The organism is Mycobacterium venezuelense, from assembly GCF_054919535.1.
Genome location: NZ_JBONDW010000009.1, coordinates 68,891 through 84,417 on the forward strand (window position 1 = coordinate 68,891; position 15,527 = coordinate 84,417).

At 66.8% G+C, this 15,527-nt stretch carries 13 protein-coding genes; 6 read left to right on the forward strand and 7 right to left on the reverse strand.

Going from position 1 to position 15,527, the window contains the following annotated elements; genetic code table 11:
* The first annotated feature begins 25 nt into the window (after positions 1 to 25).
* Positions 26 to 1,240 (forward strand): acyl-CoA dehydrogenase family protein, encoded by a 1,215-nt coding sequence (locus ACRCUN_RS16535; RefSeq protein ID WP_462142704.1) that lies wholly within the window; start codon positions 26 to 28, stop codon positions 1,238 to 1,240.
* A 79-nt stretch (positions 1,241 to 1,319) separates the two neighbouring features.
* Positions 1,320 to 2,681 carry an LLM class flavin-dependent oxidoreductase gene (locus ACRCUN_RS16540; protein WP_462142705.1) on the forward strand — a complete coding sequence of 454 codons (1,362 nt, stop codon included), beginning with the start codon at positions 1,320 to 1,322 and terminating at the stop codon, positions 2,679 to 2,681.
* On the opposite strand, the gene ACRCUN_RS16545 is transcribed toward ACRCUN_RS16540, so the two are convergent.
* From ACRCUN_RS16545 to ACRCUN_RS16555, 3 genes are all read right to left on the reverse strand, one after another.
* Entirely contained in the window at positions 2,652 to 3,140 is a 489-nt protein-coding gene (locus ACRCUN_RS16545; protein WP_462142706.1) for a DUF2231 domain-containing protein, read from the reverse strand. The two genes, ACRCUN_RS16540 and ACRCUN_RS16545, sit on opposite strands and share 30 nt — an antisense overlap.
* 88 nt (positions 3,141 to 3,228) lie before the next feature.
* Complete coding sequence (locus tag ACRCUN_RS16550; RefSeq protein ID WP_462142707.1) at positions 3,229 to 5,862, reverse strand: AAA family ATPase; 2,634 nt, start codon at positions 5,860 to 5,862, stop codon at positions 3,229 to 3,231.
* Positions 5,859 to 7,010, reverse strand: coding sequence for a metallophosphoesterase family protein (locus ACRCUN_RS16555; RefSeq protein WP_462142708.1), 1,152 nt, complete (start codon positions 7,008 to 7,010; stop codon positions 5,859 to 5,861). Before ACRCUN_RS16555 ends, ACRCUN_RS16550 begins: the two co-directional genes overlap by 4 nt.
* 101 nt (positions 7,011 to 7,111) lie before the next feature.
* On the opposite strand from ACRCUN_RS16555, the gene ACRCUN_RS16560 reads away from it, so the two are divergent.
* Entirely contained in the window at positions 7,112 to 7,624 is a 513-nt protein-coding gene (locus tag ACRCUN_RS16560; RefSeq protein ID WP_462142709.1) for a SixA phosphatase family protein, read from the forward strand.
* A 3-nt stretch (positions 7,625 to 7,627) separates the two neighbouring features.
* Here ACRCUN_RS16560 and ACRCUN_RS16565 read toward each other — a convergent pair whose 3' ends face one another.
* Both ACRCUN_RS16565 and ACRCUN_RS16570 read right to left on the reverse strand, forming a co-directional pair.
* Entirely contained in the window at positions 7,628 to 8,188 is a 561-nt protein-coding gene (locus ACRCUN_RS16565) for a DUF3558 domain-containing protein (protein ID WP_462142710.1), read from the reverse strand.
* A complete protein-coding gene (locus tag ACRCUN_RS16570) occupies positions 8,185 to 8,778 on the reverse strand; it encodes a DUF3558 domain-containing protein (protein WP_462142711.1) in 594 nt (197 codons plus the stop codon). The genes ACRCUN_RS16565 and ACRCUN_RS16570 overlap by 4 nt, the downstream gene beginning before the upstream one ends.
* 118 nt (positions 8,779 to 8,896) lie before the next feature.
* Here ACRCUN_RS16570 and ACRCUN_RS16575 point away from each other — a divergent pair, with 118 nt between their 5' ends.
* The 3 genes from ACRCUN_RS16575 to ACRCUN_RS16585 are packed head-to-tail and all read left to right on the forward strand — an operon-like array spanning position 8,897 to position 14,721.
* Positions 8,897 to 10,633, forward strand: coding sequence for an ABC transporter ATP-binding protein (locus tag ACRCUN_RS16575; protein ID WP_462142712.1), 1,737 nt, complete (start codon positions 8,897 to 8,899; stop codon positions 10,631 to 10,633).
* A complete protein-coding gene (locus ACRCUN_RS16580; protein WP_462142713.1) occupies positions 10,630 to 12,522 on the forward strand; it encodes an ABC transporter ATP-binding protein in 1,893 nt (630 codons plus the stop codon). The genes ACRCUN_RS16575 and ACRCUN_RS16580 overlap by 4 nt, the downstream gene beginning before the upstream one ends.
* Before the next feature lie 36 nt (positions 12,523 to 12,558).
* Positions 12,559 to 14,721 (forward strand): molybdopterin-containing oxidoreductase family protein, encoded by a 2,163-nt coding sequence (locus tag ACRCUN_RS16585; RefSeq protein ID WP_462142714.1) that lies wholly within the window; start codon positions 12,559 to 12,561, stop codon positions 14,719 to 14,721.
* Here ACRCUN_RS16585 and ACRCUN_RS16590 read toward each other — a convergent pair.
* Positions 14,718 to 15,236 (reverse strand): ATP-binding transcription factor AbmR, encoded by a 519-nt coding sequence (locus ACRCUN_RS16590; RefSeq protein WP_462142715.1) that lies wholly within the window; start codon positions 15,234 to 15,236, stop codon positions 14,718 to 14,720. The two genes, ACRCUN_RS16585 and ACRCUN_RS16590, sit on opposite strands and share 4 nt — an antisense overlap.
* Before the next feature lie 72 nt (positions 15,237 to 15,308).
* Positions 15,309 to 15,512 carry a hypothetical protein gene (locus ACRCUN_RS16595; RefSeq protein ID WP_067850974.1) on the reverse strand — a complete coding sequence of 68 codons (204 nt, stop codon included), beginning with the start codon at positions 15,510 to 15,512 and terminating at the stop codon, positions 15,309 to 15,311.
* Positions 15,513 to 15,527: the final 15 nt, after the last annotated feature.

The following is a 15,527-nucleotide window of genomic DNA, read 5'->3' on the forward strand; positions in this document are numbered from 1 at the left end:
TACCCGGGGTCGATACAACGTTGCTATGACGACCGTTGAGAACGTGACCCGAATCCTGCCCGGCACCCCGGAGTGGTCAGAACTGCTCGCCAAGATCGCCGCGGGAGCAAAGGACCGAGACCTCAACGACGAGAATCCCTTCGACCAGGTCAATGCGCTCAAGCGGGCCGGTTTCGGTGCCCTGCGTCTGCCGGAATCCCTTGGCGGCGCTGGATTTACCGTGCCACAGCTGTTCTCCGCCGTGATCGACGTTGCCAAGGCCGACCCCATCGTCGCCCATATCTTCCGGACCCACTTCTGGTTCACCGAAGAGCGCCTGCGCACCGCCGATGACGCGATCTCGGCCCACTGGCTGCGCAAAGTTTCCGAAGGCAAGATCTTCGGCAATGCCTTCAGCGAGAAGGGCACCTTGGCCGTCGGCAGCCTTGTGTTCAACACCCGCTTGCTGCCCGATTCCACGGGAGGCTTCCGGCTCACGGGCGAGAAGTACTACAGCACCGGAACCCTGTTCTCGGACTATCTGACCGTGGCAGCGACCACCGACCACGACTCGGTGGCCAGCGTCATCGTGCCGACCGACCGCGACGGCGTACGGCTCGTCGACGACTGGGATGGCTTCGGGCAACGCCGGACCGGAACCGGCACCACGACGTTCACCGACGTCGCGGTCGCGGCCGACGAGGTGCTGGTGGACACGCCCTACGACGCCGAGCCGACACCGACCGTCCAGTACGCGTCGCTGCAGCTGTTCATCCATGCCGTGGTCGCGGGCATCCTGGCCAATGTCGTCGACGACGGCGTGGCCCTGCTGCGCTCACGGGACCGCAACTTCAACCACGCAATTGCCGAGAAGCCCACCGAGGATCCGCTGCTGCAACGCCAGCTCGGCGTGCTGGCCAGCACTGCCTATGTGGCCCGCGCGGCCGTGCTCGACGCGGCCGCGGCGATCGGTGCGGCGACGGACTCGGCGGTCAACGGCGTGCCCGACGCTCAGCTCGCGGCGGAAGCGCAACTCAAGGTGGCCAAGGTCAAGGTCCACCTCGACGACGTCGCACCAGAGGCCGCCACGCGGCTACTCGAACTCGGCGGCGCCAGCGCGGCCAGCCGGCAGCGCAACCTCGACCGCCATTGGCGCAACATCCGCACCATCACCCTGCACAACCCCGTTGCCTACAAGGCCCGCGTGATCGGGCAGAACCTGCTGCACGGCACACCCGTACCCGCCAACGCCTACTTCTGATCACAACCCAGCGATTTGTGCACCTCCGGCGGCGGTCAGCGCCGCTGGAGGTGCACAAATCACAAGAAAGGGAACGACTTTGACACGGCAACTGCACCTCGGCGGGTTCCAGATCGCCTCGCAGGTCACTCACAGCCATGCCGCGTGGCGCCATCCGGGCAGTGACACCGCGTTCACCACGCCCGAGTACTACCACCGCATCGGGCGGATCCTCGAACGCGGGAAATTCGACTTCGTATTCTTCGCAGATCTGCTGGCCGCTCCGGTCCGGTTCGGTGATGACATCAGCGAACCGCTGCGCCGCGGCACCCAGGCCACCGCGACGCTCGACCCGTCGATCGTCGCGGCCAGCATCGGCGCCGTGACGTCAAAGCTCGGTGTGGCGATCACCAAGTCCGCCACCTATTTTCACCCGTATGAGCTGGCCCGCATCTTCGCGAGCCTCGACCACATCACGCGAGGCCGGGTGGCGTGGAACATCGTGACCTCGCTGACGCAGGGCGAGGCGCAGAACTTCGGGCACGATGAGCACCTCGACCACGAGTTCCGCTACGAGCGGGCCGAAGAATTCGTCCGCACCGCGTTGGAGCTGTGGTCCAGCTGGGACCCCGACGCGTTGGTTCTCGACAAGGCCGACGGGGTGTTCGCCGACCCGTCACGGGTACGGCAGGTTGACCACGACGGTCAGTATTTCCGTACCCGGGGCCCGCTCAACGTGCCGCATTCGCCGCAGGGCAGGCCGGTCCTCATCCAGGCCGGGTCGTCGAGCACCGGCCGCGACTTCGCGGCCCGTTGGGCCGAGGCGATATTCGAGATCGACCCGACACCGGAGGGCCGGCGGGCCTATTACGACGACATCAAATCCCGCGCAACGAACTTCGGCCGCAATCCGGACGGCGTGCTGATCTTCCCGGCGTTCATCCCCTTCATCGGTGAGACCGAGTCGATCGCCCGCGAGAAACAGGCGTTCCACAACAAACTGGCGGATCCGATCTCTGGGCTGATCACCCTGAGCGTGCACACCGACCACGACTTCTCCCGATACGATCTCGATGCACCGGTCGAGGACGTCAAGGTGACGGGTACGCAGGGGCTGTTCGACACCGCCCGCCGGGTGGCCAACCGTGACAACCTGACTTTGCGTGACGTCGGAAAGTGGTATGCCCAAGGCGTACTGCTACCCCAGTTCGTCGGTACCGCTGAGCAGGTGGCCGACCAGATCGAGGAGTCATTCCGGGCGGGCGAGGCCGACGGGTTCATGGTGTCCGCGGCCCAAACCCCGGGCACCTTCAACGATTTCGTCGACTACGTGGTGCCCGAGCTGCAGCGGCGGGGCCTGTTCCGCACCGAGTACACCGGTGACACCCTTCGCGATCACCTGGGCTTGACGGGCCTCTCAGCAGCCCAACCCCTAGCTGGTGACGTGCTTGTGACTCAATGAGCTGGGTGCATCGGTGTTCGCACCCTCGTCCACGCCGATGCCCAGCCGCTCGACGAGCTCACCACCGAGCCAGGCGGTGCCCACGGCGAGCACCACTGCGACGAATCCGCACGCCAAGGCCCAGTTGTTCGGCTCCCATCCCTCGGCGCTGGCGCGCAGCAGCCAGCCGACCGCGAAGAGCACGAGCACCAGACCGTTGCCCAGGCCGTGGACCAACCCGACGCGCTTGGCCCGGGTGTCGGACGGGATCTTGAACCAGTCGACCCAACCGAACGGCGCGGCCAGCGCACCACCGATGATCCCGGCCGCGATGGCAAATGCAGCGGCCACGCTGAACGCCGGCCGGTCGGTGATCAGATAGATGATGTCGAACACCACCGCCGTCGCCAACAGGCCCAGCGGGAACGGAATCAACATGGGATGAATGGCGTGGCCGAGGATTTTTGCGCGGCTTTCCATGGCAGCCTCCAACGTCTGTCAAAGGACTTCGGTGGAGTACCCGCGGCAGGCACTACAAAACATCGCGTGCCCCGCTCCGGCAAGAGGCCTAGGCGATCAGCTCGATGTGGTGGGCACCGCCGACACTCGCGTAACGCTCAGGGCTGCAGGTCAACACGATCACCTGGCCGTCACCACCCACCGCGTCGAACACCGCGCCCATCTTGGTCAGCCGGTCCGCATCGGTGAAACCGAGCGCGTCGTCGATGATGACGGGCACGCTGTCCTCCTTGGCGACCAGCGACGCACCGGCCAGGCGGGCAACGATCGCCAGCTGTTCTTTGGCGCCGCCCGACAGTGACTCATAGGGCACGGTGCGCCCGGACACCGTGCGCGTGCAGATCCGCAGATCGCTGTCGACGTCGACCTCGAAGTCCTCGCCGAACACCAGGCGGCCCAGACGTTGCACCTCGAGGCGAAACGGATCGGCATAGCGCTGGCGGGTGGCATCGCGGTGCCGCGCCATCACCGACCGCAACAGCTCAGCCGCGCGGGCCCGGCGATGCGCCTGCAGATACTCGGACTTCGCGTGCTCGCGTTCGGTTTCGGCAGCGTCGAGAAGCCCCTTGCGTCCCTGGGTGCCGTACACCTTCAATTGTGCCGTGACGTCCCGCAGCCCCTCGACCGCCGCCTCGTGGCGAATCTTCAGCACCTCGACGCTGCGCGTGGCGTCATCGAGCTCAGCGGTCACCGCATCCGGTGCCGTGCGCGACAATTCGTCGCGCAGCTCGGCAACCCGGCCCGCGGCAGCTTTGGCGTGCTCGTCGTCGGCCTGAGCCTTGAGGGCCAGGTCATCGTCGGAGGTCGTCGCTCGCTGCACGTCAAGGCGGCCAGTGCAAACCGTCAACTCGGCCTGCGCCGCGGTCAGCTTCTCGCGCAGCACACTGAGCCGAGTGTTCTTCTCGGTCAATCGCCGGGCTGCGGCGGTGACAACCTTGCGGCTGGTCTCGCAGTCTGTGACGGCTTGGCGGTGCGCCGCCACGGCGGCATCGAGTTCTGTTCGCGCCGAGGCGATGTCGGCCGGGCCGTCCACTTCGAACAACGCGGCCTCAGCGGGCTGATCCGCACGCAACACGGCCAGCCGTGACCGCAGGGAAGCGACCTCGTCATCGCCCGTCAACGCGTCCAGCGTGGCACGCAACCGGTCCCGGCTGCCGATCAGCTCCCGCCGTCGCACGTCGAGTTCGCGGGCGCCCGCCGCACTTTCGGCGCCAACAGCTGCCAGCGCGGCGGCGAGTACATCCTGGGCCTTGTCGAGCTTGGCCCGGGTCTCGGCTGCCGGTGTGCCGGGCCGCACCCGTACGGTCAGCACGCCCGGCACATCGACCTCGGTGTGGGCCGTGGTGGCCACCGACCACGCCACCCCGGCCTGCAGGGCCACGTCGGCGTCGCCCACCCGGACATCGAGATCGGCCTCGGCGACGAGTTCGATGTGCGCCGAGGCGAGTTCGGCCTGACCGGCCGCCCGATCGACCGCGGCGGCGGCCGCCTCGATGGTCCGCATCGCCGCGTCGTCGATCACGATGTGAGCGAGTTCGTTCTCGACCCGGGCGAAATCGCTTGCCGCGGCGTCGATTTTGGCCAGGCGGGCCGCAAGCCGATCGGCCTCATCGCGGTCGGAAAGCCGTTGCACGGCCGCGCGAGCCGCATCCACCCGGTCCGCATGGGCGTGCACCGCGGCCTGCGCCTCCTCAACCGCGGTTTCGGCTGCCTCGTGAACCTCATACGCGGTCTCGGCGTCGGAGCCGGCCGTGACGAGTTCGGCCTCCAATGCGGTGATCGCCGCCGTGCGCTCATCGATGTCAGCGCGTAACCGCCGCCGCTCGGTCAGCGCGGCCACCGAGGCGGTGTGGGCCACCTGGGCTGCGTCCGCGACGACCTTGGCCTCTTTGAGGCGCTGGACCATCGCGGCGACAGCGTCGGCTGCCGTGCGCGCGGCCGTCAACCGCACCACCGCCTGCTCGCGCTCCTTCGCCAAGCCGGCGACCTCGATGCTCAGTTCCTGATGCCGGCGCACCGCGTCGTCGACCTCGGCCACCGCGGCCGCGCAGCGCGCCACCTCGGCATCGGCCGCTTGCAGTCGTTTGACCGCGGCTGCCCACTCTCCAGTCGGCCTGCCGGTCGCGGTGAAGTACCGCGCATACTCGGCCTCGATGCGTTCGACCAGCAGCGGTTCGTCACCGGACAACGTCACGGCCTCGCCCGCCGCGACATCCAACGCGCGGGCCAGCGCATCCGAACCAGACAAATCGACCGGTGCCGTCGACGACGCCTGCAGCACCCGCTGCGCCTGCCACAGGTCGGTGTCGACGGTTTCGGCGAGCATCGCCAGCACGCGCTCGTGCGCCTCGTCACCGCTGAGCTGTTCACGCGCCGGAGCCAGCACCGTGAGCTGCGTCTCGGCGCGCTTGTGGAACCGTTTCCGGTACACGAAACGGTAAGGCCCCGTGGAGATTTCCGCGGTCACCTCGGCACCGACATCGGCATGCGTCGGCTTGACCTGCTTGACGTCCTTCTTGGTCGAGCGGTCCTTCGCCTCGAGTAACAGGTCGAGCGCCTCGATCATCGACGACTTACCGATCTCGTTGGCACCGCTGACCACCACCACGCCGTGATCGGGAAACTCGATCTCACGGTGCGTGACACCGCGGTAGTTGGTCAGAACGAGCCGGTGCAATTTCATGCCGCACTACCCCTTTCCACCAACCGCAACAACAAGCCAAGGGCCGCGCGCGCGTCCTCGGCGCTGTCGGCGTCCGAACGCGCCGTGGCCACCAGCTCATCCACCGCCGCCGCGGCGAACCCGCCGATACCGAGATCATCGAACTCGCCGTCAGCAGGCAGGACGGCGATCTCGGTGTGGCGTTCCCACATGGTGAGCGCCGCGAACAACCGGGCGTACTTGTCGAGGCATGCGTCCAAGGCGGCTTTGTCGGTGACGGTCAGCGAACCCGTCAGCGCGAGCCGCACCACCGTGCGTTCCTTGTCGTCCAGCAGGTCGAGATTGATGTCGAGATCGGCCACGTCGCGGTCGGTGTCGACCGAGCGGCGCAGCGTCACGAACCGCCAGCGACCGACCCGTTCGGAGCTGACGCGGACCTCACGACGCGGATCCGATTCATCGATGTCGACGACGAGCACATGGCCTGGATCGGACTCGATGTCGTCGTAGTTGGTCACCTCGGGTGAACCGGAGTACCAGACCCGGCCACTGCTGCCGACCTTCATGCGAGAGTGCTTGTCTCCCAAGGCCACATAGTGCACCGCGCCACGTGCCAGGGCGGCTTCCACCGGCTCAAGCCGGATCAACGACGGCTTGTCCTTGTCGGGGTCGAATATGTCGACGCCGCCGTGGCCGACCAGCACGCGCGTGACCCCATCGGCGGGCAGGTCGGCCAGGACGTCGGCGACCAGGTCGGTGGTCGGCGACTTGGAGCGCCACGGCGCGGCGACGATCTGCAGGCCGGGCCGGACATCGTGGACGCCGGCCCGATCGAGGACGACGACATTGTCCGGGCATTCGGCAAGGAACAGCGCACTGGTGTAGACCGACGACGCATCGAGTGGGTCGTGATTGCCGGGCAGGAGGTAGACCGGGACCCCGATGGACCGCATCGCCTCAAGCGATTGGCTGACCTCGCGCGGCGCCAACTGGTTGTGCTCGAAGACGTCACCGGCCACCACCACGAACTCCGCGTCGGTCCGACGGGCCAGCTCACCCAAGCCCGCGACTGCATCCCGGCGCGCGGCCGAATACCGGGGCTGCGCCTCACCGTTGAGGAAGTGACGGGTCATGCCGAGCTGCCAGTCGGCGGTGTGCAGAAATCGCATCGCGGCCCGTCCTCTCCGTGCGTTCTATCAGGCAAGGCGAGTCTAGATCCGGGCTCCGACAAGTCCTGGGACGTGCGTCGGCATGGCCTAACCTGAGAAGAATGGCGACCCAAGCAAAGACCCTGCTGCTCCTGCGCCACGCCAAATCGGACTATCCCGACGGCGTTGCCGACCACGACCGTCCGCTGGCTCCGCGGGGAATCCGGGAAGGTGCACTGGCCGGTGACTGGATACGCGCCAACGTGCCACAGATTGATGCGGTGCTGTGCTCGACCGCGACCAGGACCCGCCAGACGCTGGCCCGCACGGGAATCGATGCACCGGTGGAGTACGTCGAACGCCTCTACGACGCCACTCCCGGCACGGTCATCGGCGAGATCAACGGCGTGCGATCACGTTTCGGCACCGAGCCGGCCACGGTGTTGGTGATCGGCCATGAGCCGGCGATGTCGGCGGTGGCGCTCGGCTTGTCCGATGGGACGAACACGGCTGCGGCGGAGGACATTTCGCTGAAGTTCCCGACGTCGGCGATTGCCGTGCTACGCCCTGCCGGGGCGTGGGATGAACTCGCGCTGGGTGGTGCCGAGCTGCTCACATTCCACGTGCCCCGATAGGCGCTAAGCGTTGGTGGCGAGCGTCAGCTCCATCAGCTTGATCGCCATCGAGCACGCGTCGATGCCCGGAGCCTGCGGATTGACCCACCAGCCGACGACACCGGCGGCATCGCTGGCCACACCGCACGCCCCGTTGAGGCCGTTGGGCTTCATGACGATCGACTCGACGCCCTGCACGCGGCGGTCCTCGATCTGATACTGCAGCTGCTGCGCAGTCTGCCGCTCGTTGTCGAGGCTGCCCTGCTCGTACCAGAACCGGGTGATGTCGACGAGGCCAGCGGGATTGGCCGCCTGCCAACGGCACACCGCGCCGACGAACGTGCTCTGGATGTCGAGCGGGTCGGCTCCGACCGTCTCGGCCAGGATGTCGTCGGTCAGCACGTCGCACTCTTTGAGCAGGTTCGGGTACTGCTTCTCGGAATTGTTGTTGCTCGGGCCGCCGCCGGTGCCTTCTCTGGCCGCGGTGCCCTCGACCGTGCGCGTGCACCCGGTCAACCCGGCAAACACCGCCAGCGCCGCGGCGACGGTCGCGATCCCCCGGCCGATCCTCTTCTGCGAGCTCATTTCGAATTCACAATCGACTGACGGGTGAGCTCCTTGGCCACCTCGCACGGATCGGGATACGGCTTCTGGTTGAAGCTGACCGACCACTCGATGAAGTCGTCGTCGAACTGGATGCCGATCTCACACAGGTTGACGTCCCCCGGCCTTCCCAACGGGTCTTCCCCGGTTGCGATGAAACCGCTGTGCCCTTCGATGTTGATGTCTTCGACGCTGGTGCGCGACAGTTCCTCGGTCTTGCGTTCGCGTCCGATCGGGCTGCCCCGGAACCACGTGAACGAGAAGTGCGGGCCCAAGATGCTGCCGCCCTGCAGCCACTGGCAGCCCGACGAGTTGGTCGCGGTGTTGACGAGCCCCTGAACCTGGGTCAGCTCGGACACGGTCTGATCGGTCACACCGCCGCACTGTGGGAAGAACGGGCCATGCTTGGCGTCGGCCGCGGCCGGGGCTCCGGTCTGCGGTACCTCCGGGGAAGCGGGCTCGTCCGTGGAGCACGCAGCGAACACCGGAACCATTGCGGTGGCCAACACCGCCAAGGTTTTGGCGCCGCGCGTTCGTGCGCTAGCGGCCGTGCTGACAGTCACGCCATGCACTGTAGCGGCAGCGTGACGGCCCAACCACCGACATGCCGACTGACCTGGACTTTCAACCCTTTCGACACGTCAGCGGCCGAACATGAGCCGACACAGCCGGGTGTGCGACAGTAGCGGGATGCTCTGGGCGCTGCTGCGACAGTACGTGCGGCCGTACCGGCGGCTGTTGGCCGTTGTTGCCACGCTGCAGGTGATCAGCACCCTGGCCTCGCTGTACCTGCCGACGGTCAACGCCGCGATCATCGACGACGGTGTGGCCATAGGTGACACCGACCGGATCGTCGAACTCGGTGGGGTGATGCTGGCCGTCACCGCGCTGCAGGTGGTGTGCGCCGTTGGCGCGGTCTATTTCGGATCGCGGGCCGCGATGAGCTTCGGACGCGACCTGCGGTCGGCAATCTTCAACCACGTCACGACGTTCTCGGCGGCCGAGACCGCGCGGTTCGGCGCGCCGTCGCTGCTGACCCGCACCACGAACGACGTCGCGCAGGTTCAGCAGTTACTGCAGTTGACCTGCACGATGCTGATCACCGCTCCGATCATGTCGATCGGCGGGATCTTCATGGCCTTGCACCAGGACGCTGGACTGTCCTGGCTGCTGCTGGTCAGTGTGCCCGTGCTGGCGCTGGCCAACTACTGGATCATCCGCCACCTGATGCCGATCTTCCGTCGCATGCAGCGCCTCATCGACGGCATCAACCGCGTCATGCGCGATCAGCTGTCGGGCATTCGGGTGATCCGGGCGTTCGCCCGCGAACCACTGGAACGGCATCGGTTCGCCGAAGCCAACCAGGCGCTGTCGGACACCGCACTCGATGCCGGCCGCTGGCAGGCGCTCATGCTGCCGGTCACCACGCTCGTGATCAACATCTCGAGCGTCGCGCTGATCTGGTTCGGCGGGTTACGCATCGATACCGGTCACATGCAGGTCGGTTCGCTGATCGCGTTCCTGGCCTACTTCATGCAGATCCTCATGGCCGTGCTCATGGCGACCTTCATGTTGGTGATGTTCCCCCGCGCCTCGGTCTGTGCGGACCGCATCACGCAGGTGCTGTCGACGCGGGCCGAGATCGCGAGCCCGCCGCAACCGGTACGCCTGCCGGTCGTCGCGGGTGACATCAGCCTCGACGGCGCGACCTTCAGCTATCCCGGCGCCGATCGGCCGGTACTGCAGGACGTTTCGTTCACCGCACCCCGCGGCACCACGACCGCCGTCGTCGGCTCGACGGGTTCCGGCAAGTCGACGCTGCTCGCGCTGATCTGCCGGCAATACGACGTCACGAGCGGAACTGTCCGGGTGGACGAGACCGACGTGCGAGATCTCGACATCGACCAGTTGTGGTCGGCGATAGGCCTGGTACCCCAGCGCGGATACCTGTTCTCGGGCACGGTCGCCGAGAACCTGCGGTACGGGAAAGCGGACGCGACCGAGGATGAGATGTGGGAGGCGTTGCGCGTCGCCGCGGCCGACGATTTCGTCCGTGCCCACGCCCTCGGCCTGGACATGCCGGTGGCTCAGGGCGGCAACAACTTCTCGGGAGGCCAGCGGCAACGACTCGCCATCGCGCGGGCCGTGATCCGCAGGCCCGCGATCTACCTGTTCGACGATGCGTTCTCCGCGCTCGACGTCCACACCGACGCGCGGGTACGGGCGGCGCTGCGCGACGTGTCGGCCGATGCGACCAAGGTCATCGTGTCGCAGCGAATCTCGACCGTCATCGAGGCCGACCAGGTGATCGTCATGGAGGACGGGCGCGTAGTGGGCATCGGATCCCACGACACCATGCTGGCCGACTGCCCCACCTACGCCGAGTTCGCCGAATCGCAGGCGATCGTCGCCGGAGACCACCGATGACGGGCCCGATGCTGCGGCGCGGCGCCCTGCCGCAGGCCCCGCCCGAACGCACCCGTGATTTCACGGGTTCGGCTCTACGACTCGTCAAACGACTGCTGCCGCAACGCGCGCTGGCGATCACGGTGATCCTGCTGGGAGTTGCCGGTATCGCGATCGGCGTCATCGGCCCGAGAATCCTGGGACATGCCACCGATCTGCTGTTCAACGGCGTCATCGGGCGTGAACTGCCCGCGGGCCTGACCAAAGAGCAGGCGATCGAAGCCGCCAGGGCGCGTGGGGATTCCACATTCGCCGACCTGCTGTCCGGCATGAACGTGGTGCCGGGACAGGGCGTGGACTTCGGTGCGGTGGCCCGGACCCTGGCCCTGGCGCTCGGTCTGTATCTGCTTGCCGCACTGCTGGTGTGGTTGCAGGCGCGCCTGCTCAACATCACCGTCCAACGCACCATGGTGGCCCTGCGTGCGGAGGTCGAGGACAAGGTCCACCGACTACCGTTGTCGTACTTCGATTCCCGCCAGCGCGGCGAGGTGCTCAGCCGCGTCACCAACGACGTCGACAACATCCAGACCTCGGTGTCGATGACGATCAGCCAGCTGCTGACCGCGGTGCTGACGGTGTTCGCGGTCTTGGTGATGATGTTGACGATCTCCCCGCTGCTGGCACTGCTGGCCGTGGTCACCGTCCCGCTGTCGCTGTGGGTGACTCGGTGGATCACCCGCCGGTCGCAACGGCTTTTCGTGGCGCAGTGGCGTAACACCGGTCGGCTCGCGGCCCACGTCGAGGAAACCTACAGCGGCTTCACGATCGTCAAGACGTTCGGCCACCGCGCGGCCGCGCAGAAGCGTTTCGCCGAGCTCAACGACGAGGTCTACCAGTCCAGTTTCGGGGCTCAGTTCTTCTCCGGTTTGGTGGGCCCAGCCACCATGTTCATCGGCAACCTGAGTTATGTCGCGGTGGCTGTCGTGGGCGGCTTGCAGGTGGCCACCGGCCAGATCACGCTTGGCAGCATCCAGGCGTTCATCCAGTACGTCCGCCAGTTCAACCAGCCACTGTCCCAGGTCGCCGGGATGTACAACACGCTGCAATCCGGAATTGCCAGTGCGGAACGGGTTTTCGACCTGCTCGACGCCGATGAGCAGACCCCCGACGGTCCAGCCGAACTCGACAATCGCACGGGACGAGTCGAGTTCGAGCGGGTCAGCTTCGGTTACCTGCCCGACACCCCGGTGATCGAGGATCTGTCGCTCGTGGCCGCACCGGGCAGCACCGTGGCGATCGTCGGGCCCACCGGTGCCGGGAAGACCACCCTTGTCAATCTGCTGATGCGCTTCTACGAGGTCGACTCGGGGCGCATCCTGGTCGACGGCGTCGACATCTCCACCGTGAGCCGTCAATCGCTGCGTTCCTCGATCGGCATGGTGCTGCAGGACACGTGGCTGTTCGGCGGCACGATCTACGACAACATCGCCTACGGCCGGCCGGATGCCACCGAGGACGAGGTCATCGAGGCCGCGAAGGCCGCGTACGTGGACCGGTTCGTCCACACCCTGCCCAACGGGTACGAGACGAGAGTTGACGACGACGGCGGCAGCATCAGCGCCGGCGAGAAGCAGCTGATCACGATCGCCAGGGCGATCCTGGCCCGCCCCCGCCTGCTGGTGCTCGACGAGGCGACCAGCTCGGTCGACACCCGCACCGAGCTGTTGATCCAGCACGCGATGACCGAGCTGCGCCGGGAACGGACGAGTTTCATCATCGCTCACCGGCTTTCGACGATCCGCGACGCCGATCTGATCCTCGTGATGGTCGCCGGGAAGATCGTCGAACGCGGCAGCCACGAGGAACTGATGGAGCGGCACGGCCGATACTGGGAAATGACGCAGATTTAGCACCCATGGGTCGTTACAAACCGTAGTGTCGGTGTAATGACGTCCCGGACCGTGCACACGTTCTGCCGGTACTGCCTGGCGTCGTGCGGCCTGGAGGTGACGGTCGAGAACAACCGGGTACGGAAGATCTCGGCCGACAAACTCAACCCTCACAGTTGGCACGACTTCTGCGCCAAAGGCCGAACCGCCGCGCAGGTCGTCGAACATCCGAGGCGCATCCTGCGCCCGATGCGCCGTGTTGGTGACCGCTACGTCGAGGCCGACTGGGACGAGGCGCTGCGCGATATCGCCGACCGGATGAACGCGATCGTCGCCCGCGGCGGTCCGGACGCGGTCGGCGCGTACTACGGCAACCCGGCCGGGTACTCGGCGTCGAATCTCGTGTTCATGAACGGCTGGCTGGACGCCATCGGCACCCACAATCGTTACGCGGTCGGGTCGGTCGACCAGAACGCCTTGCACGTGGTCGCTCATGCGATGTACGGCTCGCAGCTCATGGTCCCGGTGTCCGACATCGACAACTGCGACTACTTCTTGCTGGTGGGCGCCAATCCCGCGGTCAGCGCGTGGAATTGGGTGGAATCGGTGCCGGGCGGCTGGCGTCGCGCACTCGCGCGACAGCAGCGGGGCGCGCGCATCGTCGTGGTCGACCCCATCCGCACCGAGACGGCCGACAAGGCGGATCTGCACCTCGCGGTGCGGCCGGGCCAAGACTGGGCGCTGCTGCTGGCGATGGTGAAAGTCATCCTCGACGGCGGTCTTGAGCACCGCGCGGACTGCAACGAGTTGGCGACGGGGGTGGATTCGCTGCGCGCGCTGGTGGGCGAGGCCGACCTCGACGGCCTCGGGGCGCGCTGCGATGTCGCACGCGACGTGATCGAGCGGGTCGCCCGGGAGTTCGCCGCGGCGCCGGGCGCGATGGTGGTGACGCGCACGGGCGTATCGCTGCACGCCGCGGGCACCGTCGCGGAGTGGTTGGGGCATGTGCTCAACGTCATCACGGGCCGGATGGACCGGCCGGGCGGACGCCGGTTCGAGCACGGCTACGTCGACACGTTGCGGCTCGCAAGCCTGGCGGCAAGCAAGCCGCACCGCAGCCGGGTGGCCGGGCGCGAACTGGTCGCCGGCGCACACGCACTCGCCGAACTGCCCGACGAGATCACCACTCCGGGCCACGGGCAGATCCGCGCAATGGTGCTCAACTGCGGCAATCCGGTGATCTCGGGACCCGACGGCGCCCGGCTCGACAGGGCGCTCGAGCAACTCGAGCTGCTGGTGGCCATCGACCTCGTCCAGCGCGAAAGCCACCGCCATGCGCACTGGCTGCTGCCTGCCGCGCACTGGCTCGAACGCGATGACCTGCTGGCATTCACCAGCAGCATGCACGACGAACCGTACGTTCAATACGGCGCCAAGGTCGTCGAACCACCTGACGAAGTCCGCGAGGAATGGCGGATTTTCACCGATCTGGCGTTGGCGATGCGCAGGCCGTTGTTCGGTGTGAAAGGACTCAACGCGTTCATCGGTGCCAGCCGACGGCTGGCTCGGGTGGCCGGCAGACCGGGCCTCGAATTCGGGCCGGGGTGGATCGACCGGATCGTTGTCGCGACATCGCGAAAAGTCAACGGCCACAAGTTGAAATGGCGCGAGCTGAGGGCCAACCCGCACGGCCTCGTGCTCGGGCCGCGAGAATTCGGGCACTTCCGCACCGCGCTGCGAACCCCGGACAAGAAGATCCACGCCGCACCCGCCGAGTTCGTCGCTCGTGCGCGAGAATTACTCGCCACGCCACCGCCATCGGCGCCTGCGGACTACCCGTATCTACTCGGCAATCGTCGCCATCGGCACTCGATGAACTCCTGGCTCAACGAACTGCCGGGACTACATCCGGCGGGTAAGGGCAACGAAGTTCTGATCCATCCCGACGACGCCGAAAGTCTCGGCGTGGCGGGCGGCGACCGCGTGCGGGTGTTCTCCCCAACCGGCGCGGTGGAGTTGGCCGTGGCGATCAGCGACCGGCCCCGCCGGGGTGTCGTGGTGATCGACCATGGCTGGGGCTCAAGGGTTTTCGATCCATGCGGCGGCACACCGCAGACCTACGGGGTGAACCGTAACTTGCTGGCCGACGGCACGTCGGTGGATCCGCTGTCGCAGACCTCGACCCTCGGTTCGGTCTACGTCGGCGTCGAGCGATTTTAGACTTCTGGTCCTTCGGCACGCAGATCGTCGACGGTCTTCATCGCTTCGCGCAGCTTGGCCAGCCACTCTTCGGTGTGTTCGCCGACCAGTCGCACGGACCAGGCCAGTGCATCGGAGCGCGACCGAGCCACACCGGCGTCGACCAACGTGTCGAGCACCTGCCGTTCAGGCTGGCGTAACCGTGTCATCACCGGAACGGCGATGTGGGTGAACAGGATTCGCTCGGGCGGTGTCCCAACCTCGACACCCCAGGAAACCTTGCGACCGAACCGGTCCTGCGCTTCGTCGGCGATGTGCATCCGTTCGCCGCGGGTCTCTTCACGGAATCGGGCGGCCCGCCCGGAGGCTCGGGCCTCGCTTTCGCCTTCGGCCGGCTCGGGTAGGCGGCCGATGACGGTGATCTCTTCACGGTCGACGATCACGGTGGGATCGCCGGCGAACCACTTCTCCGGCAGGCGTCCGGCGAACCACTCTGCCGCTTCGCCCGCGTCGTGGCGATGATGTTGGCGCTTCATGATTACATGATTACACCGTTACACCGCTGGTAGGGCGCCGTTCGCCATGAGCGAACACCATGACGTGCGGTGTCAGCCGCGCTTCATCAACAGCGCTGCGCCGCCGGCCAGGATGAGGGCCACCAGCAGCAGGCCCGCCCAGCCCGCACCGAACACCCACCACACCACGCCCAGCGCGACGAGCACCGGCGAAGCGGCGAACAGCACCATGCCCGGGTGCTGCTTGAAGACCGCGAGCGCGCCCTGAGCGCGAATCGGGTCGATTTCCTTTGCCATGCCACCAGAATGCCA